A 20957-nucleotide genomic window follows, 5' to 3' on the forward strand; every position below is an offset into this window, starting at 1 on the left:
CCCAAGAGCCTAAGCTGTCCGTCCAGAATTTGTTCATGAACTACGACGGCGTTCCGATCCTCGAACGGGTGAGCCTCGATGTCAGCGAAGGCAGCTTTTGCACCATCGTTGGTGCATCCGGCTGCGGCAAGTCGACCTTTTTGAGACTGTTGCTTTCGCAGGAAAGGGCCTCTCGCGGGACGATCCTCCTCGATGGTACGCCATTGCCGGAGGAGCCGACACCTGACCGGGGTATCGTCTTTCAGCGCTATTCCGTGTTTCCGCATCTGTCGGTCGCAGAAAACCTGATTTTGGCGAGCGAGTTCGAGGCCTCTCCGTTGACGGGACGACTGTTCGGTTCAGCCCGGAAAGACAAGTTGCGCGAAATCGAACCTTTGCTTGAGCGCATCGGTCTTAGCCAGGCGGCCAGTCGCTATCCGGCGCAGCTTTCCGGGGGCATGCAACAGCGTCTCGCAATCGCCCAGGCACTCATCAAACGTCCGAAAGTCCTGCTTCTGGATGAACCCTTCGGCGCGCTCGACCCGGGCATTCGCGCCGACATGCACGAGCTTCTTCATGATCTCTGGAATGAGCTCTCTATGACGATTTTCATGGTGACGCACGACATCCATGAAGCTTTCAAACTCGGAACCAGGCTTCTGGTCTTCGACAAGATACGCCACGACCCGCAGGCCCCTGAGGCCTATGGCGCGACCATCACCTACGACTTGCCGATCAAGGCCAATGACCAACGCGACGCAGATCTGGTCGCATTGGTCTCCGGCGAGAAACCAAACACTGCTGCAAACAGCTGAGAAAGGGAGAACCTTCATGACCACGTTCGACAACCAGGGACCCATGACCCGAAGCAGGGCCGCTGGCCAGATAGGTGTTCACGAGCCTTCGCGGCAGCACCACCCCGACTTCGACAAGCTGCAGCTGCGTGGTTGGAAATCGGCAGAAAAGGAAGCTTTGCTGCCATCCGCCGCCTGGGAGAAGGAGAAACAGTGGGCTCTGAGGATGGGGCTTACGGGGGCCGAGTCCATCAACGACAAGTCGATCCCGACATTTGCCCGGGGCGAGCTGCCGCACTATGCCGGCATCAACACGTTTTTGAAGGCGCCTTACATCGAGGATGTCACACAGGTTGGTGCCTATGATGCGGCGGTCATCGGCATTCCTTTTGACGGCGGTACGACTTATCGGCCAGGCACGCGGTTTGGTCCGCAGGGCGTGCGCAAGATTTCCGCGCTTTACACGCCGTATAACTACGAGATGGGCGTGGATCTGCGCGAACAGATGACACTCTGTGATGTCGGTGATGTCTTCACCATCCCGGCCAACATCGAAAAGACCTTTGACCAGATTACGCGCGCGGTGTCCCATGTGGTGTCGTCCGGGGCGCTGCCGATCATGATCGGTGGAGACCATTCTATCGGCTTTCCATGCGTGCGCGGGATCGCGCAGTGCACCTCCAAACGTATTGGTATCGTCCACTTCGACCGTCATATCGACATCCAGGAGAAGGACCTTGATGAGCGGATGCATACGACGCCATGGTTCCACGCAACGGATCTGGCGAATGTGCCTGCGGTCAACCTTGTTCAGGTGGGCATTGGTGGCTGGCAGGTGCCGCGCGAAGGCGTCGAGGTGGCCCGTGAGCGCAACACCAACATCTTCACCATGCGCGATGTCGAGGAACTTGGCCTGGCCGAAACGGCGGCCAGAGCGTTGGAGCTGGCCTGGAAGGACGCGGATGCCGTCTATATTTCGTTTGATATCGACAGCGTGGATTGCGGTTTTGTTCCGGGCACGGGTTGGCCGGAACCGGGAGGGTTCCTGCCACGGGAGGCGCTTGAGCTCGTCTCTCTTGTAGCCAAGGAGGGGATCTGCGGGCTCGAAGTCGTTGAGGTGTCGCCTCCCTATGATTGCTCCGATATCACCGCGCTTCTTGCGACGCGTGTCATCGTAGATGTCCTTGGAACGCTCGTGTCCCACGGCAAGATGGGCTCGCACAAATCAATCATCGACAAGCCGGTGTCCATTCCAGCCGGTCCGGACGTGAGGTGACCGTCGTGGCACATCCTCATCACCACCATCCGCATAGCCATAGCCATGAGCACCACGATCATGGACCGGGTCACAACCATAGCCATGGACATGATCATCTGCATTCGCATGTCCATGGCACGTCAAATCATGAAAAGATCGAAGAGCTTCAGGTGCTGGCGACAAGCTTTGTTGATGGCTTCAGATCGGCTGAAGACAAGATCAGCTACCTGCGTCTTTCGGGCATTCCCTTTCAGAAACCAGGAAGCGATGGCCTGACGCTCAATCTCGTTGACGCGGCTATTGCATCCAACTGGCAGATCGGCACTGCATCGCCAGCTTTTGCATCGCGTGAGCTGGTCTATATGCCGTTCCCCGGCAACATGGTCTCCCAGCGTGAGACCATGACCTTCACCTATGTGTCTTTGAGCGAACGCGCAGATGTTGATCTGGTCGACATTCTGCGGGAGCGCATTGCAAGCGGAGAAACAAATCCATGAAAACGGTTACGACCCAGCTCTTGACCGCAGCCGCCAGCCTTGCGGCAATCTCGCCAGCCCTGGCGCATTCGGGCGACCATGGCGAGGTGAATTTGCGTGAGGCCGCGACGCATCTCCTTTCATCCCCCTTCCATATGGCGGTGGTTGCCGCTGGCGGTGTGCTTTTGGCGACACTCATCTGGTGGCGGGTTTCCAAACGATAAGCGTAGTTCCCGCCGCAGTTTTCAAGACTTGCGGCGGGAACGCATGACTTCAGACTTGTCTATTGGCGCTCGAAGAGCGAGATTGCGGTATCGGGCTTTAGCCTCGATTCCCGTGGTCTCCTTCGAACATTTCAGAGCAAGTCATGAAAACTGCAGATGTCATCATCATCGGCGGTGGTATCGCCGGGATCGGGGCCGCAGCGCGCATCGCTCCTGAGGCATCAGTTGTCATTCTCGAAATGGAGGATGCGCCCGCACGGCATGCAACGGGGCGGTCGGCGGCGATTTACATCCGCAACTACGGCAACGCCACGCTGCGGGCTCTGAATGCGGCCTCTGAGCCGGTCCTGTTCGAGCCCGAGGGCATCAGCGACAGCTCACTGCTTACGCCACGCGGCGAAATGATCGTCGCTGATGAAGCCGGTGTCGCAAGTCTTGAAACCTATCTGGAGGGTTCTGACGGTCTTGAGCGCCTCGAAGCTTCCGAAGCGATCGAGCTTTTCCCTCTTTTGCGACGCGACTGGGTGCAGGCTGCCGCTTTTGAAAAAGCCGCGCAGGACATCGATGTCGACCGGCTCTTGCAGGGCTTTCTCAAACTTGCCCGCAGGCATGGAGCCGAACTCGTTACAAATGCGCTGGTGACTGGAATTCTACGTCATGAAAGTGTCTGGCAAGTTGAAACACCGGTAGGCCGTGTTGACGCACCTGTCATCATCAATGCGGCAGGGGCCTGGGCCGATCAGGTCGCTGCACTCGCCAAGGTTGGCATGGTTGGTCTGTCCGCATTGCGCCGGAGTGCGGCAATCATTGCACCGCCCGCCGGCCTTGCGCCCAATCATTGGCCGCTTGTGGCGAGTGCCGCCGAGGACTGGTACATCAAACCGGATGCGGGAAAGTTCATGGTTTCGCCTGCGGATGAAGATCCCGTGGAACCACATGATGCCTGGCCGGACGATATGGTTCTCGCCGAGGGGATCTATCGCGCCGAACAGGCGGTTGATTTGCGGGTGAAACGTCTGGAGCACACTTGGGCGGGGCTGCGAACCTTCGCGCCGGACCGGACCCCAGTGGTTGGCTTTGCACCTGAGGCTGACGGATTTCTCTGGCTTGCAGGGCAGGGCGGTTACGGCGTGCAAACGGCCCCCGCTTTGTCGCAGCTTGCAGCCGATCTTTGTCTTGGGAAAAGTCCTTCCCTGTCTTCCGACATTTTGAACTCACTTCACCCGATCCGGCTCCAGGGCTGACGCCTCCCGGACGTGTTTCATGAAAGGATACCAAATGACTGATATTCAACGCCTCGACAAAGGCCCGCGCATGAGCCAGGCCGTCATTCACAACGGTCTCGTGTGGCTGGCCGGCCAGGTCGGGACGCCGGGTGAGAGCGTTACAGACCAGACCAAGACTGTCTTGTCGAAAGTTGACGATCTGCTTGCTCAGGCGGGCACCGACAAATCCCGCCTGCTGCAGGCAACCATTTGGCTTGCGTCAATGGATGACTTTGCCGAGATGAATGCGGTTTGGGATGCCTGGGTTGACGCAGACAATGCACCCGCGCGCGCGACTGGCGAATCCGCGCTCGCGACGCCCGATCACAAGGTCGAGATCATCATTGTCGCTGCATTGAATGACTAAGGCGTTTTGACCAAAGGGCCGGGGCATTTTTTGTCCCGGCCTTTTCTATATGGCGAATTGCTTAAGCTGCTGGCGCGCAAACGCATTAGCCGTCGCGCAGCGCCTTGGCATCACCTGCGGCCTTTCGCATAGCATCTGCGAAGCGAAACACATCAACGTCTGTCGCAACAAAGCTGGCACCGAGATCCAGACAGCTTTTCTGGAATGCAGGATCTGTCGTCAGGATGCCAGGGGCTTTTCCGGCGTCCTTGATGCGGGTTATGGCATCATTGATCGTTGCGACGACCTTCGGATGCATCGCGTTTCCGAGGAAGCCCATATCGGCTGACAGATCGGCAGGCCCTATGAAGACCCCATCCACGCCCTCGAGCTTCAAAATGTTGTCCAGTTCGGCGAGTCCCGCCAGATTTTCAACCTGCAACAGTAGACAAATCTCTGCGTCTGCTGTTGTTGCGTAATCCTCAATCGCCCCAAAGCGGGAAGCGCGACCGAGAGCAGCACCGACCCCGCGCGTGCCTTCGGGAGGGTAGCGGACAGCAGCCACAAGTTCTTCGGCTTGTGCCAGGCTCTCGACCATGGGGATCAGCAAGGTCTGGGCACCAATATCAAGGGCTTGCTTGATCATCCAGGTTTCGCCGACCGGAAGACGAACAACCGGATGACTGCTGCTTGCCTCAACGGTTTTCAACTGGCTCAAAATGGAGCGCAGATCGTTGGGCGCATGTTCGCCATCGATCAGCACCCAGTCGAAGCCGGCTGTTGCCGTGATCTCGGCGACATAGGCGTCTGCGAGGCCCATCCAACATCCCATTTGCGCTTCACCGCGTTTGAGGGCTGCCTTGAAGGTGTTCTGAGGAGCGGGCATGTCGGTCCTTTTCAAATAGTCTGATCTAGGCGGATGATCCTCGCCTTGCCCCTGAGCATAGCTCATCAGAGACGCTAATCCAGTTCAGCGAGAGAAAGACATTTCAACTTTTTCTTCTCGCCCTTGATGTTCGCCGAGCGACTATCACCTAATTTGCATACGTATGCAAACGATGTTAGCTCTCAATCAATCAATCAAGGGTTCTGAGCTTTTATGCGTTCTGGCAGTATCTGGGGGAGCATCGCATGGGTGTCGAATATCTGAAGACGGGCAAGCCGGAGACCGAACGGTCTGTGGATGATGCCAAGGTTCGCGAGATCGTGGAGACGGCCTTGGCGGACATTGGCGAACGCGGTGACGCTGCTGTGCGGGAACTCGCGGAGAAGTTCGACGGCTATGTGCCTGCGAGCTTTCAGCTATCTCAACAGGACATTGACGCTTTGATCGCGCAGGTCAGTCCGCGTGATCTCGAAGACATCCGTTTTGCCCAGGCTCAGGTGCGGCGGTTTGCCGAAGCGCAGCGGGCGTCGATGACCGACATTGAAATCGAGACGGAACCAGGGGTGATCCTGGGGCACAAGAACATTCCGGTCCAATCGGTCGGCTGCTATGTGCCGGGTGGAAAATTTCCAATGGTTGCCTCGGCTCACATGTCCGTTCTGACTGCATCTGTGGCAGGTGTTCCGAGGATCATCGCGGCGACACCACCCTTCAAGGGCAAGCCCAATCCAGCCGTGATCGCAGCCATGCATCTCGCTGGAGCGCATGAAATCTACGTGTTGGGCGGCATTCAAGCGGTTGGTGCCATGGCATTGGGGACAGAAACAATTGCGCCAGTGCACATGCTAGTGGGACCGGGGAACGCCTTCGTCGCGGAAGCCAAACGTCAGCTCTTTGGGAAGGTCGGCATCGACCTGTTCGCCGGCCCGACGGAAACCATGGTGATCGCCGACGAGACGGTTGACGCAGAACTCTGTGCCACCGACCTTCTTGGCCAGGCGGAGCATGGCTACAACTCGCCAGCGGTTCTGGTGACAAACTCTCGCAAACTCGCAGAAGGGACGCTGGCAGAGGTTGATCGTCTTTTGAGTATTTTGCCCACCGCCGAGACGGCCGCCGTGTCATGGAGGGACTATGGCGAGGTAGTCCTGTGTGACACCTATGAAGAGATGCTTGATGTGGCGAACGAGATTGCGTCCGAGCATGTCCAGGTGATGACTGATCGGGATGACTGGTTTCTTGAGAAAATGACATCCTATGGTGCGCTGTTTCTGGGACCGCGTACCAATGTGGCCAACGGGGACAAGGTGATTGGAACCAACCATACGCTCCCGACCCGCAAGGCTGGTCGATATACAGGTGGACTATGGGTCGGCAAGTTTCTGAAAACGCATAGCTATCAGAAAGTCCTGACGGATGAGGCTGCCGTGAGGATCGGTGAATACTGTTCCCGACTGTGCATGCTGGAAGGGTTTGTCGGACACGCGGAGCAGGCCAATGTGCGTGTGCGCAGATATGGTGGCAAGAATGTACCTTTTGGGGAGGCGGCTGAATGATTGAACTGCCAAGAACACCGTCCTTCAGCCTTGCTGGCAAGAAGGCGCTTGTTGCGGGTGCTTCCTCGGGGATCGGGCTCGGCTGTGCCAGCGCCCTTGCAGAAGCGGGCGCGCATGTTGTGTTGGGCGCTCGCCGGGTTGAAAAGCTTGAGCAGGTCGTTGCCGCGATGGCCGACGAGGGTTGGTCTGCCGAGGCGCAGCTGCTCGATATCGCCGACGTTGAAGCGACAGCTGCGACGGTCGCTGCAAATGGGCCTTTCGACATTCTGGTGAACAGTGCCGGACTTGCACGCCATTCGTCCGCCGCGGAGACCTCTCCCGAGGACTTCGATGCCGTAATGGACGTGAATCTGCGCGGTGCCTACTTTCTCGCACAAGCCGTTGCCAAGGGATTGATCGCGGCCAAACGTGCCGGATCCCTCATTACGATTTCGTCGCAAATGGGTCATGTGGGCGGTGTCGATCGCGCGGTCTATTGCGCGTCCAAGTTTGCGGTCGAGGGGTTTACCAAGGCTATGGCGCTGGAGTGGGGAAGCTCGCAGATCCGCGTCAACACGGTCTGCCCGACCTTTATCCGAACGCCCTTCACCGAAGCGACGTTCGACAATCCGGAACGGGTCAAGTGGGTCAAGGAAAAGATCAAGCTTGGCCGGACAGGTACGGTCGCGGACATCATGGGTGCCGTGCTTTATCTGGCCAGCGATGCGTCGTCCCTGGTGACCGGCACGGCAATGATGGTGGATGGTGGATGGACGGCTGACTGATGCCGGGTGGCGTGACGAAGGGTGTGCGGGTCACCGCACATGACGTTGCCAAGCGGGCAGGGGTCAGTCAGTCGGCGGTGAGCCGCGTCTTTACGCCGGGCACCTCTGTCTCGCCACTTATGGCGGAAAAGGTTCAGAAAGCGGCTGATGAGCTTGGCTATCGGCCGAACGTGCTTGCGCGGTCACTTATTACTGGGCGATCCCGCATTATCGGCCTTTTGGTGTCCTACCTGGAGAACCAGTTTTATCCCGAAGCGCTGGCCCGGCTGTCCAAGGCATTTCAGGCCAAGGGCTATCGTATCCTGGTTTTTATGGTGTCCCGGGAGGACGGTGAAACCGATCGGGTTGTGCAGGACCTGCTGGACCATCAGGTCGACGGCATTGTTGCAGCCTCTGTCGGACTTTCTGATGACGTTGCCTTGAAGTGCGCGCGGTCTGGCGTTCCGGCGGTCCTTTTCAACCGGGGACAAGGGCATCGGGACCTCTGCGAGGTGACCTCTGACAATCGCGAAGGCGCAAGGCAGGTTGCCGACCTCTTCGTGACGGCCGGGCGTGAGCGGATTGCACATATCTCCGGGTGGTCGGGGTCGTCGACAGCACGGGAAAGGGCCGCAGGCTTCAAAGGGCGACTGGCGGAGCACGGCTCCAGTCTGTTCGCTGAAGCCAGTGGCGATTTTACCCGTGATGGGGCTTCCGATGCTGCTCGAAGCCTCTTTGACGTGTCGCGAGCAGAGCGGCCCGATGCAGTCTTTGTCGCCAACGACCACATGGCGTTTGCCGTCATGGATGTCCTTCGCTTCGAGCTGAAGCTCCAGGTTCCAGATGAGGTGTCCGTAGTCGGCTATGACGATGTGCCGATGGCAAGCTGGCCGTCCTACAATCTGACGACGGTCAGTCAGCCGTTGGACGAGATGGTCTCGGCTACGGTGTCCCAGTTGTTGGCCAGGACCCAAAAGGACCAGATTCCTGCGCTCCACGAACGTTTGCCGGGACGGCTCATCCGCCGGGGATCAGCCTGACCCCCGGCTTTTTCTTGGTGATCGTCCGGCCCTAGCGCGCAGGCACAATGTTGTGCTCGGGACCGAAGGGGAACCCGGTGATGTTGTCGGCGCCATCCTCGCCGATGATCAGAATGTCGTGTTCCCGATAGCCGCCGGCTCCTGGTTCTCCCTCAGGGACCATGATCATCGGCTCCATCGAGACGACCATCCCGGGCTCTAGAACTGTGTCGATGTCTTCGCGCAGCTCAACGGCGGCCTCGCGGCCGTAGTAATGCGAGAGCACGCCGAAGGAGTGGCCGTAGCCGAAGCTGCGATACTTCAGAAGATCGTGGCTGAGGTAGATCTCGTTCAGTGTCTTGGCGATATCACTGCATTTGGCGCCCGGCTGGATCAGCTCAAGGCCGGCACGGTGGACATCGCAGTTGATCTCCCAAAGTTTCAGTTCCTGAGGAGTGGCACGTTCGCAAAAGAGGGTGCGTTCGAGGGCAGTGTAGTAACCGAAGATCATCGGGAAGCAGTTGAGGCTGAGAATGTCGCCAGCTTCAATGCGCTTGTTGGTGACGGGGTTGTGTGCACCGTCCGTATTGATGCCGGACTGGAACCATGTCCAGGTGTCCATAAGCTCGACATCGGGGAAGCTGGCGGCGATCTCGCGGATCATCGCGTTGGTCGACGCGATGGCGACTTCATGCTCGGGAACTCCTGCTTGAATGGCGTCATAGACCGCCTGTCCACCCAGATCGCAGATCCGTGCGCCTTCGCGGATGAGAGCGTGTTCTTCGGTGCTCTTGATTGTTCTTTGCATCATGACGTTGGCTGCGATGTCGACGAGTTCCACACCCGGAAGTGCGGCTTCCAGCTTGGCCTTGAGGTCGAGCGAAACATGGTCGAACTCTATTCCGATACGGTGAACCTTTGAACCCGGCAGCTTCAGCAGAGACTGGATCGCGTAAAAAAAATTGTCCTTGCGCCAGTCAGTGTAGGTCAGCGCATCGCCGTGGGTGCGCCTCCAGGGCTGGCCACCATCGATCCCGGCGGAGATGGTTGTCGCCTCATCAGCCGTAACAAGGAAGCCGTAGTTGCGCCCAAAGGCACAGTAGAGGAAGCCCGAGAAATAGCAGATGTTATGGTAGGACGTGAGGAGGCAGGCATCCAGTTTGCGCGCCTCCATTGTCTTTCTCAGTCCTGCCTGACGGCTGTCCATTTCGCCGTGTGAAAAGGGGGAATAGGCCTTCGCGCCATTTTCCATTTCATAAACGCGGATCATATCAACACTCATTTGCCACTCCTTGCTTGGGGCCGAAAACGGAAAACGGGCCGGCTTCCTTGCGAAGCCGGCCCGCCAGGCCCTGATTGAATTGTCGGTCCGCCGAAGTTGCGCCTCTCGCGCTTCTTCCCGATAGCTGGCGTTCCGCCATCGGTCCCTGAGGGATACGGAGATAGGTGTTTAACCTGGGGAAAGACCCCGCAGACGCTCAGACCGCCGTCTAAGGCCCTCAAGAACGGTCAGAAGGACGATCGAGATGGCGACCATAAGTGAGGCAACCGCCAGAATTGTCGGTGATATCTGCTCTCGCAAGCCGGTAAACATCTGCCAGGGCAAGGTTTTTTGGCCCGCCGATCCGAGAAACAGAACGACGACTACCTCATCGAACGACGTGATGAAGGCGAACAGGCCGCCAGAGACAACGCCTGGAATGATCAGCGGCATCTGCACCTTGAAAAAGGTTCTGACGGGATTGGCACCCATGCTGGCAGCCGCCCGGACCAGTGACTGGTCAAAACCGACAAGTGTCGCCGTGACCGTGATGATCACGAAAGGTGTGCCGAGGGCTGCGTGGGCAAGCACGACGCCCCAGTAGGTGCCCTGAAGACCGATGCGGGAATAGAAGAAGTACATTCCGGCCGCTGAAATGATCAGCGGAACGATCATTGGTGAGATCAGGATTGCCATGATGGCGGAACGGTAAGGTACATGCGGACGCGACAGGCCGATTGCGGCCAGTGTTCCAAAACCGGTCGCCAGGATCGTCGCGGCAGGCGCGATCATGATCGAGTTTTTCAATGCCTGCTGCCAGTCAGGATTGGTGAAGAAGTCCTGATAGTGCTTGAAGGAATATCCCTCCGGGTTCAGCGCCAGCATCTCCTTGGTGAAGGTGAAGAAGTCCTGCGCATTGAAGCTGAGCGGGAGGATCACCAGGATCGGGAAGATCAGGAAGAAGAAGATCAGGCCGCAGACAACGCGGAAAGTGTAGTGCCACAATTTCTGGCCCGTGGAGGCATAGGGAGGTAGTGCGCTCATGGTTCTCTCCCTATCCGAGCTTCACGTTGTCGATGCCGACGATCTTGTCGTAGACCACAAAGAGGATCATCACGGCAGCCAGCAGAAGGGTGCCGAGGGCCGCCGCCAGGCCCCAGTTCAAGGAACTGGAAATGTGGTAGGCGATGCGGTTCGAGATGAAGATCCCTGAGGTGCCGCCCACAAGTTCCGGCGTGATGTAGTAGCCAATCGCGAGGATGAAGACGAGGACTGCGCCGGCACCAATTCCGGGAACCGATTGCGGGAAATAGACACGCCAGAAGGCTGTCCAGTCGGTGGCGCCAAGGCTCTTGGCCGCGCGGACGTAGGATGGCGAGATGGTTTTCATCACCGAATAGAGCGGCAGGATCATGAAAGGCAGCAGAATGTGAGTCATCGCAATGATCGTGCCGGTCTGGTTGTTGATCATGACGAGGCGATTGGCATCGGAAATAAGTCCGATCCAGACAAGGAAGTCGTTGATCACGCCCTGCTGCTGCAAGAGCACTTTCCAAGCTGACGTTCTGACCAGAAGCGATGTCCAGAAGGGCAACAGCACAAGGATCATCAAGAGGTTGGAAGTACGTAGAGGTAGCTGTGCAAGAAGGAAGGCAACCGGATATCCAAGCAACAGGCAAGACACGGTTATCGCGATGGACAACATCAAGGTCCTGCCAAAGAGCAGCAGATAGATCTGCTCGTCCTCGGGCTTCATTTGGAGCCCTTCCGAGGTGCGCTCCGCATCAAGCGAGGACAGGAAGTAACCGTCAGTGTAGCGCGGAGAAAACTGTTTCAGGGTTTGCCAGGTATCGACCTGACCCCATTTCTTGTCCGCCTTGAGGAACTGCTCCTTGTAGGGCGGTTCAGCCATCTTCTTGACGCGCCGTCCCGTCTTGCGGAACAAACTGGAAATGCCGGTCTTTTCATAGTTCAGGCGGGACCCGAGACGTGTATGGGTCTTCAGATCGACCGCCACTTTCAGATCGGCAGCAAGCGCTGCAAAGACCGGTTCACCTGGTACTTCGCCGGAAGACGGATCCCAGTCCTGCAAGGCGTTGACCGTCTGCGGCAACGTGTCTTCGACGATGCTGTTCTCGACCGAGCGAAACAGCATGTCGGCGATCGGCGCGACAAAGGTCAGAAGGACAAATATCAAGAGCGGCGCGATCAGAACGAGGGCTCGAAGCTTCTCACGGCGCAAGGCCTTGGCGAGGCTTGCTTTCAGGGGCCTGCCGTCCTTGGTTGTCAGAACCTGCTCTGTGGCGGTTTCGCTCATGAATTCAATTCTTTCAGCTCATAATGAGGAAGTCCGGACGAGGGGCACGCCCTCATCCGGATGTTTTTGCGAGACTTACTTGGCGAGCCAAGCCTGGAATTTTGCGTCCAGATCGTCGCGGTAATCAGCCCACCATTCGTAGTTGTACAGGAAGGTGTTCTTGGCATTGTTCGGATCGGTCGGCATATGCGGTGCCATGTCGATGCCGAGGTCAGCATGCTTGCCGACGAGTGGTGCGGAGGACGCACGTGCAGGGCCGTAGCTGATGTATTTTGCCTGGTCCGCAAGGCGCTGTGTGTCCGTTGCGAACTTGAGGTACTCCATCACGGCTGCCTTGCGGTCATCCGGCAGACCGGCAGGAACAATCCAGCCGTCCAGATCGAAAACCTGTGCATCCCAGAGCATTTTGACTGGCTGCTTCTGCTCTTCGATCAGAGCGAACAGACGGCCGTTGTATGTGGAACCGATCACGACTTCCTTATCGGCCAGGAGCTGGGGCGTTTCCGCACCAGCAGACCACCAAACGACCTGATCCTTGATGGTGTCGAGCTTGGCGAGTGCGCGGTCGAGACCTTCTTCGGTTTCCAGAACGTCATAGACGTCTTCCTTCGCAACGCCGTCGCACAGGAGAGCCCATTCAACGTTGTTGATCGGACGCTTTTCCAGCGAACGCTTGCCAGGGAACGTTTCCAGGTCGAAGACGTCACAGATGTCGTCCGGCTCCTTGCCGTTCCACTCAGCAACATCCGAACGGTAGCCGAATGTCGTGGAGTAAACGATCTGCGGAATGAAGCACTCGGAGACAAGTAGATCGCCGAAGTCTTCAGAGGCAGGTGTGCCGTCTGGAGCTGCAGCGAGATCGGTGTCCGGGTTGATTTCCAGCGCGAGGCCTTCGTCACAAAGACGGATTGCGTCGGATGCGACGACGTCAACCAGGTCCCAGGTGATGTTGCCGGCTTCGTTCATGGCACGCAGCTTGGCGACAGCTTCAGCAGACGATTCATCATTGATGATGTTCACGTCCGGATTCAGTTCCATGTAGGGCTTGTGGTAGGCGTTGTTCTGCGAAGCAGAGTATGCACCGCCCCAGGAAACAATGGTCATGTCTGCTGCGAAAGCAGAGGAACCGAGCAGGGCCACTGCGGTGCCTGCGAGAATTGTTGACTTGAGCTTCATGATAGTTAGCTCCCTCTTTCTGGTTTGAACGGACGTCGTACGGGTCCGTCTACTCACTGCCGAAGCCCGAATTGTTCGGGCCTGCCTGTGATCTTCAAGCGACGGCGTCAAGCGCCTTGCAATCGTTGATGGCCCAGCCAATGGGCACGGTTTCGCCGGTTTCCAGCTTGCGCCGCTCACCGCGGTTTCTCACCTTGACGATGAATTCGTCATTGCCTGCGACATTCATCCGAACCCGGATGTGATCGCCGAGATAGATAAGTTCCTCGATGCGGCCCTGGACGAGATTTTCCATGGATGAGGCAGGCTCGAATTCGACCCGCTCCGGCCGAAGCGACAAGGTGGTGCGATCGCCAACTGCGTTGACGTTGACCTTGTCCGCTTTCAGCTGCGTGCCATCGTCAAGTTCTACAAGGCACTCATCGCCTGATACGCCAATGACTTTGCCACTCAGCTTGTTGTTTTCGCCGATGAACTGGGCAACGAAGGAATTCTGCGGGTCTTCATAGAGGCTGTCTGGTGTGGACAGCTGCTGGATGACGCCATCGTTGAATACGGCGACCCGGTCAGACATTGTCAGTGCTTCGGTCTGGTCATGGGTCACATAGACCACGGTCACGCCGAGGTTTTCATGAATGTGCTTGATCTCGTACTGCATCTGCTCGCGCAGCTGTTTATCCAGCGCGCCCAAAGGCTCATCCATGAGCACCAGTTCCGGATCGAAGACCAATGCACGCGCCACAGCGACACGCTGTTGCTGACCACCGGACAGTTGGGCAGGACGACGATTGCCGAAATCGCCAAGCTCGACCATCTCAAGGGCACGTTTGACCTTTTCTTCCTGCTCTGCCTTGCCGACGTTTCGCACCTGAAGCGGGAAAGCGAGGTTCTCCGCGACGCTCATGTGCGGGAAGAGGGCGTAGTTCTGGAACACCATGCCGATGCCCCGCTTGTGCGGCGGAACGTTGTTGATGGGCCGGTCATTCAGAAAAATCTCGCCATGGGTCGCGGGCTCAAAGCCTGCCAGCATCATGAGGCAAGTGGTCTTGCCCGAGCCTGACGGCCCAAGCATCGTCAGGAACTCTCCGGGGGGTATGTCGAGGTTGAGGTTTTTTACGACCAGAATTTCGCCGTCATAGCTTTTTTGGACGTTCTCATAGCGAACGGACGCGCCTCGATTTGATGGCATAAGATCCCCAACACCCTTTTCATTTTTATTTGCCGTAATGCAAATTTTCCTCTGGGACGCACTGGTGCGACAGCGGCGTTCCTCGAAGTTGTCATGATCAAAACAAATTAAAGTGCCGAGGAAAAGGGGGGGCGAGCGAATTGATGAATAAATATTGGACAGCAGAGCGCAAGGAATGTTCACATTCAAACATCTGAACTTGCAGCAATTAATTGAATGACGTCGCTCAGCTTGGCTCAACTTTGACCTGCTTTGAACAACGCCAAAAAAATGCGCAAATGACGTTTTTATTGAACTGGTTGTCGTTTTTGTCTTCCTCACGCCGTGCGCTTTGTTTCCCACTGAGGCTTGGAATTTTTCATCGAGGATATTTCGTAAATTGGACGCGAGCGTCGTCTATGGCGCAGAAGCCCGCCGTTTTTCGTCTGATTTTCTCACATCCATCAAATTGACCTGCGGAAGCGACGAAGATGAGCGCAAGTGTTTTGCCATTCACCAACCACGAGTATCAGCGGCGACTTAAAAAAACGCGCGATGCGATGGAAACCGCCGGAATTGACATCCTTTTCCTGGAGGATCCATCCAATATGGCTTGGCTGACCGGCTATGACGGCTGGTCATTTTATGTTCATCAGGGCGTCCTTATTTTTCCGGATGAGGATCCGATTTGGTGGGGGAGGCGCCAGGATGCCAATGGCGCACATCGCACTGTGTGGATGGCTCGCGATCGGGTTACGTTCTATCCGGACCATTTTGTCCAGTCGACCGAGCGCCATCCGATGCAGGTTCTGGCGGAGCTGATCCGCAGCAAGGGCTACAGCGGGAAGCGCATTGGTCTCGAACTCGACAACTACTATTTCTCGGCCAAAGCCTATCTAACGCTTCAAGCAGAGCTCCCGAATGCAACCTTTGTGGATGCTACGGCGCTGGTAAACTGGCAGCGATCAGTGAAATCAGACGAGGAGTTGGTCTACATCAGGAAAGCCGCTCGCATCTCTGAAAAGATCATTGACGGGGCATTGGAGCGTGCCGTTCCGGGCATGAAAAAGGTGGATCTCGTAGCGGACATGTACTCCGATGCGATTCGCGGTGTCGACGATGCCTGGGGGGACTATCCGGCAATTGTCCCGCTGCTGCCGAGCGGATCAGATGCGGCGGCTCCTCATCTGACCTGGGACGGTCGTGAGCTGCAGTCCGATGCGGCAACATTCTTCGAGATTTCAGGCTGTTATCGGCGATATCACGCGCCTCTCTGTCGGACGCTTTACTTTGGAAAACCGCCTGAATTCATGCTTGAGGCGGAAAAGGCGCTTGTGGAAGGCCTGGAGACGGGCCTTGAGGTTGCGCGCGCTGGAAACCGGGCCTGTGACATCGCCCTCGCGCTGGCCGCTCCCTTGGAACGCGCTGGTATCGACCGGGGTGCACGCGCCGGCTACCCGATTGGATTGTCCTATCCGCCCGATTGGGGCGAGCGGACGATTTCGATCCGTGAAGGTGACGAAACGGTGCTCGAACCCGGCATGACCTTCCATTTCATGCCGGGACTATGGATGGATGACTGGGGTCTGGAGATCACCGAGAGTATTTTGATCCGCGAAAACGGTGCAGCTGAAACTCTGTGCGACCGGCCGCGCAAGTTGCATATCAAGGATTGAACCGGTGGTTGACCTGAACAGAACCAAAGCAATCCTGGGCGATCTGATCGCCTTTCCAACCGTTTCTTCCGACAGCAACCTTGATCTGATTTCCTACGCCGCGAATCTGTTGGAGCGATTGGGTGCGCGCATTGAACTGACGAACGACCCAACCGGGCGTAAGGGCAACCTGTTTGCCAGCTTCGGTCCGGAAATCGCAGGTGGGATCGTCCTGTCCGGCCATACGGATGTCGTGCCTGCGAATCCTGATGAATGGGTCGGCGACCCGTTCGAAATGCGCGAAGCCGATGAGCGTCTTTTTGGGCGCGGCGCCTGTGACATGAAGGGATTCATTGCCGCTGTTCTGGCCAAGGCGCCAGAACTCGCCGCAGCCGCCGAAAACAGACCCTTGCATATTGCCCTGACGTTTGACGAGGAAGTCGGCTGTCTCGGTGCACAGCAGCTGGTCTCCACCCTGGAAGGCCGCGACGCGCTGCCGTCGCTCGTGATCATCGGAGAACCGACGATGATGGGGGTGATCGATGGCCACAAGGGATGCTGCGAATACGTCACACGCTTCCAGGGACTGGAAGGACATGCGTCCAATCCAGATGGAGGGGTGAACGCCATCCATTTTGCCAGCCGGTATGTCTCGCAGCTGCTCGCACTTGGGGAGGAGTTAAAAAGCAGGGCAGACGCAGATAGCGTATTTGACCCTCCTCATTCGACACTTCAGGTCGGGCGGATAGAAGGGGGAACGGCTCGCAACGTGGTCGCCGGCTCTTGCGAGATCGACTGGGAGATTCGGCCGGTCAAGCGCGGTGACGAGGTGCACGTCAAAGACCAGCTCGGGTTTTACTGTGAGGAGGTGCTTCTTCCGGAAATGCGCACCATCTCGCCATCGGCGGCGATTGATCTGGAGGTTGTCGCTGAAGTTCCCGGGCTTGAGCCGGTGCCGGACAACACGGCGCGCAAGCTGTTGTTCGAACTCACGGGCGAAGAAACATCTGACGTTGTGGCTTTCGGCACCGAGGCGGGATTGTTTCAGTCTCTCGGCATGCATGTTGCCGTTTGTGGGCCAGGATCAATCGATCAGGCGCACAAGCCCGACGAATTCGTCAGCCTTGAACAGCTGTCGTCCTGCCTCAAGATGCTTGACGGTTTATGTGTCAAACTTCGCGGCGGGACCTGAGCGTCGGCGCGCTCAAAGCTTGAGAATTGGAACCGATGTACCGGCCGGCAATGGCTTTGCGTGGGGTGGCCGGATGATCAGCGCACCTGACCGCGCCAGCAGAGCCAGCATTGAGCTGTCTTGCTTGGCAAAGGGAGTGACCATGAGACGGCCGTCGTCGGCTTCGCCGAGTTCTGCGCGCACGTAATCCTGACGCCTGTCGTTTTCACCTATTGGGCTCGCGAGGATGGCCTCTGCTTCAAGGCCGGGCCCAACGTCTTTTCCGAGCATTGCACCGATCAGGGGCTTTAGGAACAACAGGGCACAAACGAGGCTGGACACAGGATTGCCTGGCAGCCCCAGAACCTTCATTGGGCCGAGATGGCCTGCCATGAGCGGCTTGCCCGGTCTCATCGCGATGCGCCAGAATGCCAGATCCATGCCTTGAGCACCTAGAACGTCCTGAACGAGATCATGATCGCCGACGGAAGCTCCGCCCAGGGTGACCAGGATATCGGCCTTGGCTTCTATCGCGCGGCGAACGTGTCCTGCCATGGCAACAGGTTCATCCGGCGAAATTCCAAGATCTAGCGCCACTCCGCCGCAGTCTTCGACGAGGGCTGCAACACCGGCGTGATTGGAGGCAATGATCTGGTCGGGACCGGGCTCGGTTCCCGGGCAAACCAGCTCATCCCCTGTCGCCAGGATAGCAACAACCGGGCGGCGACGGACAGGCAGTTCAGCATGGTTCATGGCCGCAGCCAGTGCCAGGTCGCGATAACAAAGCGCCGTGCCGCCGACAATCAGAACTTCGCCCTTGGAAAAATCCAGTCCGGCTGGGCGTACAAAAAGACCGCGTGCGGGACACTCGTTCGCCGTGACCTTATCACCGTCACGGAGCGCATCTTCCTGAATGAGGATCGTATCGGCGCCCTCGGGAACAGGTGCGCCTGTGAAAATTCTGACGGCCTGTCCGGGGCCAACTGCGCCCTCGAAACCATGTCCTGCCGGTGCTTCGCCAATAACAGTGAGTGTCGCCGGGGCATTGGCCACGTCCTCGGCGCGGACCGCGTAGCCATCCATGGCCGATGCGGCAAAGGGAGGCTGGGTGCGCGTCGAGGCAAGATCCCGTGACAGGATTCGGCCGTTTGCATCAGCCAGCTCTACCGTTTCGGTTTCTCTCGGTGAGACGCCCTTCAAAAGCTCTGCAAGAGCTTCTGCAACCGGCATGAGGGGCTTGGGCGAGGGGTTCTTCACTGGCTCAGGTGCCGCCTGTGCCGTCGTCGGCGGAGGTCCAGTGACCTGACTTGCCGCCTGCCTTTTCCAGCAAGCGGATATCGCCGACAACCATGCCTCTGTCCACGGCCTTGGCCATATCATAGATGGTCAGGCAGCAGACGGAGCAGGCGGTGAGGGCTTCCATCTCGACGCCGGTCTGCCCGCTCACCTTGGTCGTCGCCTTGACCCGCAGGCCAGGCAAATCGGCGTCGGGCTCTATGTCGATCGTGACCTTGGACAGTGCAAGCGGATGGCAGAGCGGGATCAGTTCGTGGGTCTTTTTCGCGGCCATGATGCCTGCGATACGTGCCGTCGCAATTACGTCGCCCTTTTTGGCATTTCCCGAGACAATCAGTTCGAGCGTCTCCGGGCGCATTGTCACAGATCCCTCTGCGACGGCAATACGAGCAGTCACATCCTTTTCGGACACGTCGACCATGTGAGCTGCACCAGCAGCGTCAATATGCGTCAGCTTTGGATCGATGTCAGGCACGCGGCGTTCCTACTCGGCTGCGTCGGCTTCGGCTGCTGATCGGTCGAGCAGCGCTCGCGTCGCCGCGGTGACATCGGCTTGGCGCATCAGGCTCTCACCGATGAGGAAAGTCGAAATGCCGGATCTCGACATTCTGGAAAGATCGGACGGTGTAAACAGTCCCGACTCACCGACGACAATACGATCGTCCGGCACGAGTGGCGCAAGCTCTTCGCTGGTTTCAAGACGGGTTTCAAAGGTCTTGAGATTGCGATTGTTGATGCCGAAGAGCCGCGATTGGAGCTTTAGTGCCCGCTCGAGTTCTTCGCGGTTATGAACTTCAAGCAAAACATCCATACCCAGCTCGAACGCACTGTCTTCGAGAGCCTTTGCGGTGTCATCGTCGACGGCGGCGAGGATGATCAGGATGCAATCGGCGCCCCAGGCACGGGCCTCATGCACCTGATAGGTGTCATAGAGGAAATCCTTGCGCAGGGCCGGAAGGGAGACCGCATCGCGGGCGGCGTTCAGGTATTCCGGTTTGCCCTGAAAGGAAGGCGTGTCGGTCAGAACGGAGAGACAAGCGGCTCCACCGGCCTCATAGGCACGTGCCAGAAGCGGGGGATCGAAGTCCTCGCGAATGAGACCTTTCGACGGGCTTGCCTTCTTGATCTCCGCGATCAGAGCGTAATCCCCGGCGTCGAGCTTGCGTTCAATCGCGTTCTGAAAACCGCGCGGCGGCGCTATGTCCGCGATGACCGCCGCAAGATCTCTCAGAGAGACCTTTGCCTTGGCGGCGGCAATCTCTGCGCGCTTGTATTCTTCGATCTTCGTCAGAATATCAGACATCGGACTTATCCGTTCGAGGTTGCGACGAGGCGCTCAAGACGATCAGCGGCGGAGCCACTGTCGAGAGATTGAGCGGCCATGGCCAGGCCGTCGGTTAGCTCATCGCATTTTCCGGCAATCAGCAGGGATGCGGCCGCATTGAAAAGTACCACATCGCGGTAGGCATTCTTCGCACCGGACAGAACTTCGCGGAGCGCGCGGGCATTCTCCGCAGGCTCGCCGCCCTTGAGGTCGTCGGATTTAACGAGCGGAAGACCGACGTCCGACGGGCTGATCTCGAAGGAACGGATCTCGCCGCCCTTGAGTTCTGTTACATGGCTCGGCCCGGTCGTGGTGATTTCATCCATGCCGTCGGAGCCATGGACCACCCAGACGTGATCCGATCCCAGACGCTGAAGGACCTCGGCGATGGGCTCAACCCATTCGCGGGCATAGACGCCCAGCAGCTGCCGCTTCACGCCCGCCGGGCTTGAAAGCGGCCCGAGAAGGTTGAAGATCGTACGTGTGCCGAGCTCAACCCTGGTCGGGCCCACGTGTTTCATGGCCGAATGATGCAGTGGTGCAAACATGAAACCGATACCGGCTTCCTTGATGCATTCGGATATCTTTGCAGGGCCAATGTCGATGTTGACGCCGAGCTGCGCGAGGGCTTCTGCAGCGCCGGATTTGGACGACAGAGAACGGTTGCCGTGTTTGGCAACAGGCACGCCACACCCCGCGACAACGAGAGCGGTACACGTCGAAATGTTGTAGCTGCCAGAGTTGTCGCCCCCGGTGCCGACGATGTCGATCGCATCTGATGGCGCGCTTACGGGCAGCATCTTGGCGCGCATTGTCTCAACGGCTGCCGTGACTTCGTCAATCGTCTCGCCGCGAACCCTGAGCGCCATCAGGAAGCCGCCGAGTTGCGACGGCGTTGCTTCGCCGGACAAGATAATCTCAAAGGCTGCCCGCGCCTCGTCACGCGAAAGAGCGCTCCCGGTCGAAACCTTGGCGATGAAGTCCTTGAAGTTGCTCATGTCCGGTCCGCAAGTGTCGTGGCGGTGGCCTGTCGGCCACCGCGT

21 protein-coding genes are annotated in these 20957 nt (G+C 58.0%); 11 read left to right on the forward strand and 10 right to left on the reverse strand.

All coding sequences use genetic code 11. From position 1 onward, the window contains the following. The first annotated feature begins 35 nt into the window (after positions 1 to 35). From ABJZ52_RS19720 to ABJZ52_RS19745, 6 genes are all read left to right on the forward strand, one after another. The gene (locus ABJZ52_RS19720) at positions 36 to 794 is read left to right on the forward strand and encodes an ATP-binding cassette domain-containing protein (RefSeq protein WP_348193196.1); all 759 of its coding nucleotides are present in this window, start codon (positions 36 to 38) and stop codon (positions 792 to 794) included. Positions 795 to 837: 43 nt separating this feature from the next. Continuing rightward, positions 838 to 2049 (forward strand): agmatinase family protein, encoded by a 1212-nt coding sequence (locus tag ABJZ52_RS19725; protein WP_348193199.1) that lies wholly within the window; start codon positions 838 to 840, stop codon positions 2047 to 2049. A gap of 5 nt (positions 2050 to 2054) precedes the next feature. Next, positions 2055 to 2528 (forward strand): hypothetical protein, encoded by a 474-nt coding sequence (locus ABJZ52_RS19730; protein ID WP_348192928.1) that lies wholly within the window; start codon positions 2055 to 2057, stop codon positions 2526 to 2528. Further along, positions 2525 to 2731, forward strand: a complete 207-nt coding sequence (locus ABJZ52_RS19735) for a hypothetical protein (protein ID WP_348192930.1) — start codon at positions 2525 to 2527, stop codon at positions 2729 to 2731. The genes ABJZ52_RS19730 and ABJZ52_RS19735 overlap by 4 nt, the downstream gene beginning before the upstream one ends. Before the next feature lie 143 nt (positions 2732 to 2874). Then, entirely contained in the window at positions 2875 to 3975 is a 1101-nt protein-coding gene (locus ABJZ52_RS19740; protein ID WP_348192932.1) for an FAD-binding oxidoreductase, read from the forward strand. Between the two features lie 34 nt (positions 3976 to 4009). Next, complete coding sequence (locus ABJZ52_RS19745) at positions 4010 to 4363, forward strand: RidA family protein (RefSeq protein ID WP_348192935.1); 354 nt, start codon at positions 4010 to 4012, stop codon at positions 4361 to 4363. A gap of 85 nt (positions 4364 to 4448) precedes the next feature. Here the strand turns inward: ABJZ52_RS19745 and ABJZ52_RS19750 are convergent, their stop codons facing one another. Continuing rightward, positions 4449 to 5228 carry an HpcH/HpaI aldolase/citrate lyase family protein gene (locus tag ABJZ52_RS19750; protein ID WP_348192938.1) on the reverse strand — a complete coding sequence of 260 codons (780 nt, stop codon included), beginning with the start codon at positions 5226 to 5228 and terminating at the stop codon, positions 4449 to 4451. A gap of 245 nt (positions 5229 to 5473) precedes the next feature. On the opposite strand from ABJZ52_RS19750, the gene hisD reads away from it, so the two are divergent. From hisD to ABJZ52_RS19765, 3 genes are read left to right on the forward strand one after another with little or no spacing between them, the layout of a single operon-like run. Continuing rightward, positions 5474 to 6784 (forward strand): histidinol dehydrogenase, encoded by a 1311-nt coding sequence (gene hisD, locus ABJZ52_RS19755; RefSeq protein WP_348192941.1) that lies wholly within the window; start codon positions 5474 to 5476, stop codon positions 6782 to 6784. Then, complete coding sequence (locus ABJZ52_RS19760) at positions 6781 to 7548, forward strand: SDR family oxidoreductase (protein ID WP_348192943.1); 768 nt, start codon at positions 6781 to 6783, stop codon at positions 7546 to 7548. The genes hisD and ABJZ52_RS19760 overlap by 4 nt, the downstream gene beginning before the upstream one ends. After that, positions 7548 to 8567, forward strand: a complete 1020-nt coding sequence (locus ABJZ52_RS19765) for a LacI family DNA-binding transcriptional regulator (RefSeq protein WP_348192946.1) — start codon at positions 7548 to 7550, stop codon at positions 8565 to 8567. Before ABJZ52_RS19760 ends, ABJZ52_RS19765 begins: the two co-directional genes overlap by 1 nt. Positions 8568 to 8598: 31 nt before the next feature. Here the strand turns inward: ABJZ52_RS19765 and ABJZ52_RS19770 are convergent, their stop codons facing one another. From ABJZ52_RS19770 to ABJZ52_RS19790, 5 genes are all read right to left on the reverse strand, one after another. Then, entirely contained in the window at positions 8599 to 9828 is a 1230-nt protein-coding gene (locus ABJZ52_RS19770; protein WP_348192948.1) for a M24 family metallopeptidase, read from the reverse strand. A 168-nt stretch (positions 9829 to 9996) separates the two neighbouring features. Continuing rightward, a complete protein-coding gene (locus tag ABJZ52_RS19775) occupies positions 9997 to 10851 on the reverse strand; it encodes an ABC transporter permease (RefSeq protein ID WP_348192951.1) in 855 nt (284 codons plus the stop codon). Between the two features lie 10 nt (positions 10852 to 10861). Continuing rightward, positions 10862 to 12124, reverse strand: a complete 1263-nt coding sequence (locus ABJZ52_RS19780) for an ABC transporter permease subunit (protein ID WP_348192954.1) — start codon at positions 12122 to 12124, stop codon at positions 10862 to 10864. A gap of 75 nt (positions 12125 to 12199) precedes the next feature. Continuing rightward, on the reverse strand, positions 12200 to 13300 hold the full coding sequence (locus tag ABJZ52_RS19785; RefSeq protein ID WP_348192957.1) for an extracellular solute-binding protein: 1101 nt from the start codon (positions 13298 to 13300) through the stop codon (positions 12200 to 12202). Positions 13301 to 13394: 94 nt separating this feature from the next. After that, complete coding sequence (locus tag ABJZ52_RS19790) at positions 13395 to 14489, reverse strand: ABC transporter ATP-binding protein (protein ID WP_348192960.1); 1095 nt, start codon at positions 14487 to 14489, stop codon at positions 13395 to 13397. 470 nt (positions 14490 to 14959) lie between these two features. Between ABJZ52_RS19790 and ABJZ52_RS19795 the strand changes: the two genes are divergently transcribed. After that, entirely contained in the window at positions 14960 to 16144 is a 1185-nt protein-coding gene (locus tag ABJZ52_RS19795) for a M24 family metallopeptidase (RefSeq protein ID WP_348192963.1), read from the forward strand. A 4-nt stretch (positions 16145 to 16148) separates the two neighbouring features. Beyond that, positions 16149 to 17315, forward strand: coding sequence for an acetylornithine deacetylase (gene argE / locus ABJZ52_RS19800; RefSeq protein ID WP_348192966.1), 1167 nt, complete (start codon positions 16149 to 16151; stop codon positions 17313 to 17315). 12 nt (positions 17316 to 17327) lie between these two features. Here the strand turns inward: argE and glp are convergent, their stop codons facing one another. From glp to trpD, 4 genes are read right to left on the reverse strand one after another with little or no spacing between them, the layout of a single operon-like run. Next, positions 17328 to 18524 (reverse strand): gephyrin-like molybdotransferase Glp, encoded by a 1197-nt coding sequence (gene glp, locus ABJZ52_RS19805; protein WP_348193202.1) that lies wholly within the window; start codon positions 18522 to 18524, stop codon positions 17328 to 17330. A 31-nt stretch (positions 18525 to 18555) separates the two neighbouring features. Further along, positions 18556 to 19065 carry a cyclic pyranopterin monophosphate synthase MoaC gene (gene moaC, locus ABJZ52_RS19810; protein WP_348192969.1) on the reverse strand — a complete coding sequence of 170 codons (510 nt, stop codon included), beginning with the start codon at positions 19063 to 19065 and terminating at the stop codon, positions 18556 to 18558. Positions 19066 to 19074: 9 nt separating this feature from the next. Beyond that, positions 19075 to 19893: an indole-3-glycerol phosphate synthase TrpC gene (gene trpC, locus ABJZ52_RS19815; protein WP_348192972.1), complete on the reverse strand. Its 819-nt coding sequence runs from the start codon at positions 19891 to 19893 to the stop codon at positions 19075 to 19077. Between the two features lie 5 nt (positions 19894 to 19898). Further along, positions 19899 to 20912: an anthranilate phosphoribosyltransferase gene (gene trpD, locus ABJZ52_RS19820; protein ID WP_348192975.1), complete on the reverse strand. Its 1014-nt coding sequence runs from the start codon at positions 20910 to 20912 to the stop codon at positions 19899 to 19901. Between the last annotated feature and the right edge of the window lie 45 nt (positions 20913 to 20957).

This window comes from Roseibium sp. (assembly GCF_039982295.1).
GTDB lineage: Bacteria > Pseudomonadota > Alphaproteobacteria > Rhizobiales > Stappiaceae > Roseibium.

Coding starts and splice junctions, on each gene's coding strand:
- ABJZ52_RS19720 (WP_348193196.1), top strand. CDS start 36: ATGAACTACGACGGCGTTCCGATCCTCGAACGGGTGAGCCTCGATGTC.
- ABJZ52_RS19725 (WP_348193199.1), top strand. CDS start 838: ATGACCCGAAGCAGGGCCGCTGGCCAGATAGGTGTTCACGAGCCTTCG.
- ABJZ52_RS19735 (WP_348192930.1), top strand. CDS start 2,525: ATGAAAACGGTTACGACCCAGCTCTTGACCGCAGCCGCCAGCCTTGCG.
- ABJZ52_RS19740 (WP_348192932.1), top strand. CDS start 2,875: ATGAAAACTGCAGATGTCATCATCATCGGCGGTGGTATCGCCGGGATC.
- ABJZ52_RS19745 (WP_348192935.1), top strand. CDS start 4,010: ATGACTGATATTCAACGCCTCGACAAAGGCCCGCGCATGAGCCAGGCC.
- ABJZ52_RS19750 (WP_348192938.1), bottom strand. CDS start 5,228: ATGCCCGCTCCTCAGAACACCTTCAAGGCAGCCCTCAAACGCGGTGAA.
- hisD (WP_348192941.1), top strand. CDS start 5,474: ATGGGTGTCGAATATCTGAAGACGGGCAAGCCGGAGACCGAACGGTCT.
- ABJZ52_RS19760 (WP_348192943.1), top strand. CDS start 6,781: ATGATTGAACTGCCAAGAACACCGTCCTTCAGCCTTGCTGGCAAGAAG.
- ABJZ52_RS19765 (WP_348192946.1), top strand. CDS start 7,548: ATGCCGGGTGGCGTGACGAAGGGTGTGCGGGTCACCGCACATGACGTT.
- ABJZ52_RS19770 (WP_348192948.1), bottom strand. CDS start 9,828: ATGAGTGTTGATATGATCCGCGTTTATGAAATGGAAAATGGCGCGAAG.
- ABJZ52_RS19775 (WP_348192951.1), bottom strand. CDS start 10,851: ATGAGCGCACTACCTCCCTATGCCTCCACGGGCCAGAAATTGTGGCAC.
- ABJZ52_RS19780 (WP_348192954.1), bottom strand. CDS start 12,124: ATGAGCGAAACCGCCACAGAGCAGGTTCTGACAACCAAGGACGGCAGG.
- ABJZ52_RS19785 (WP_348192957.1), bottom strand. CDS start 13,300: ATGAAGCTCAAGTCAACAATTCTCGCAGGCACCGCAGTGGCCCTGCTC.
- ABJZ52_RS19790 (WP_348192960.1), bottom strand. CDS start 14,489: ATGCCATCAAATCGAGGCGCGTCCGTTCGCTATGAGAACGTCCAAAAA.
- ABJZ52_RS19795 (WP_348192963.1), top strand. CDS start 14,960: ATGAGCGCAAGTGTTTTGCCATTCACCAACCACGAGTATCAGCGGCGA.
- glp (WP_348193202.1), bottom strand. CDS start 18,524: ATGCCGGTTGCAGAAGCTCTTGCAGAGCTTTTGAAGGGCGTCTCACCG.
- trpC (WP_348192972.1), bottom strand. CDS start 19,893: ATGTCTGATATTCTGACGAAGATCGAAGAATACAAGCGCGCAGAGATT.
- trpD (WP_348192975.1), bottom strand. CDS start 20,912: ATGAGCAACTTCAAGGACTTCATCGCCAAGGTTTCGACCGGGAGCGCT.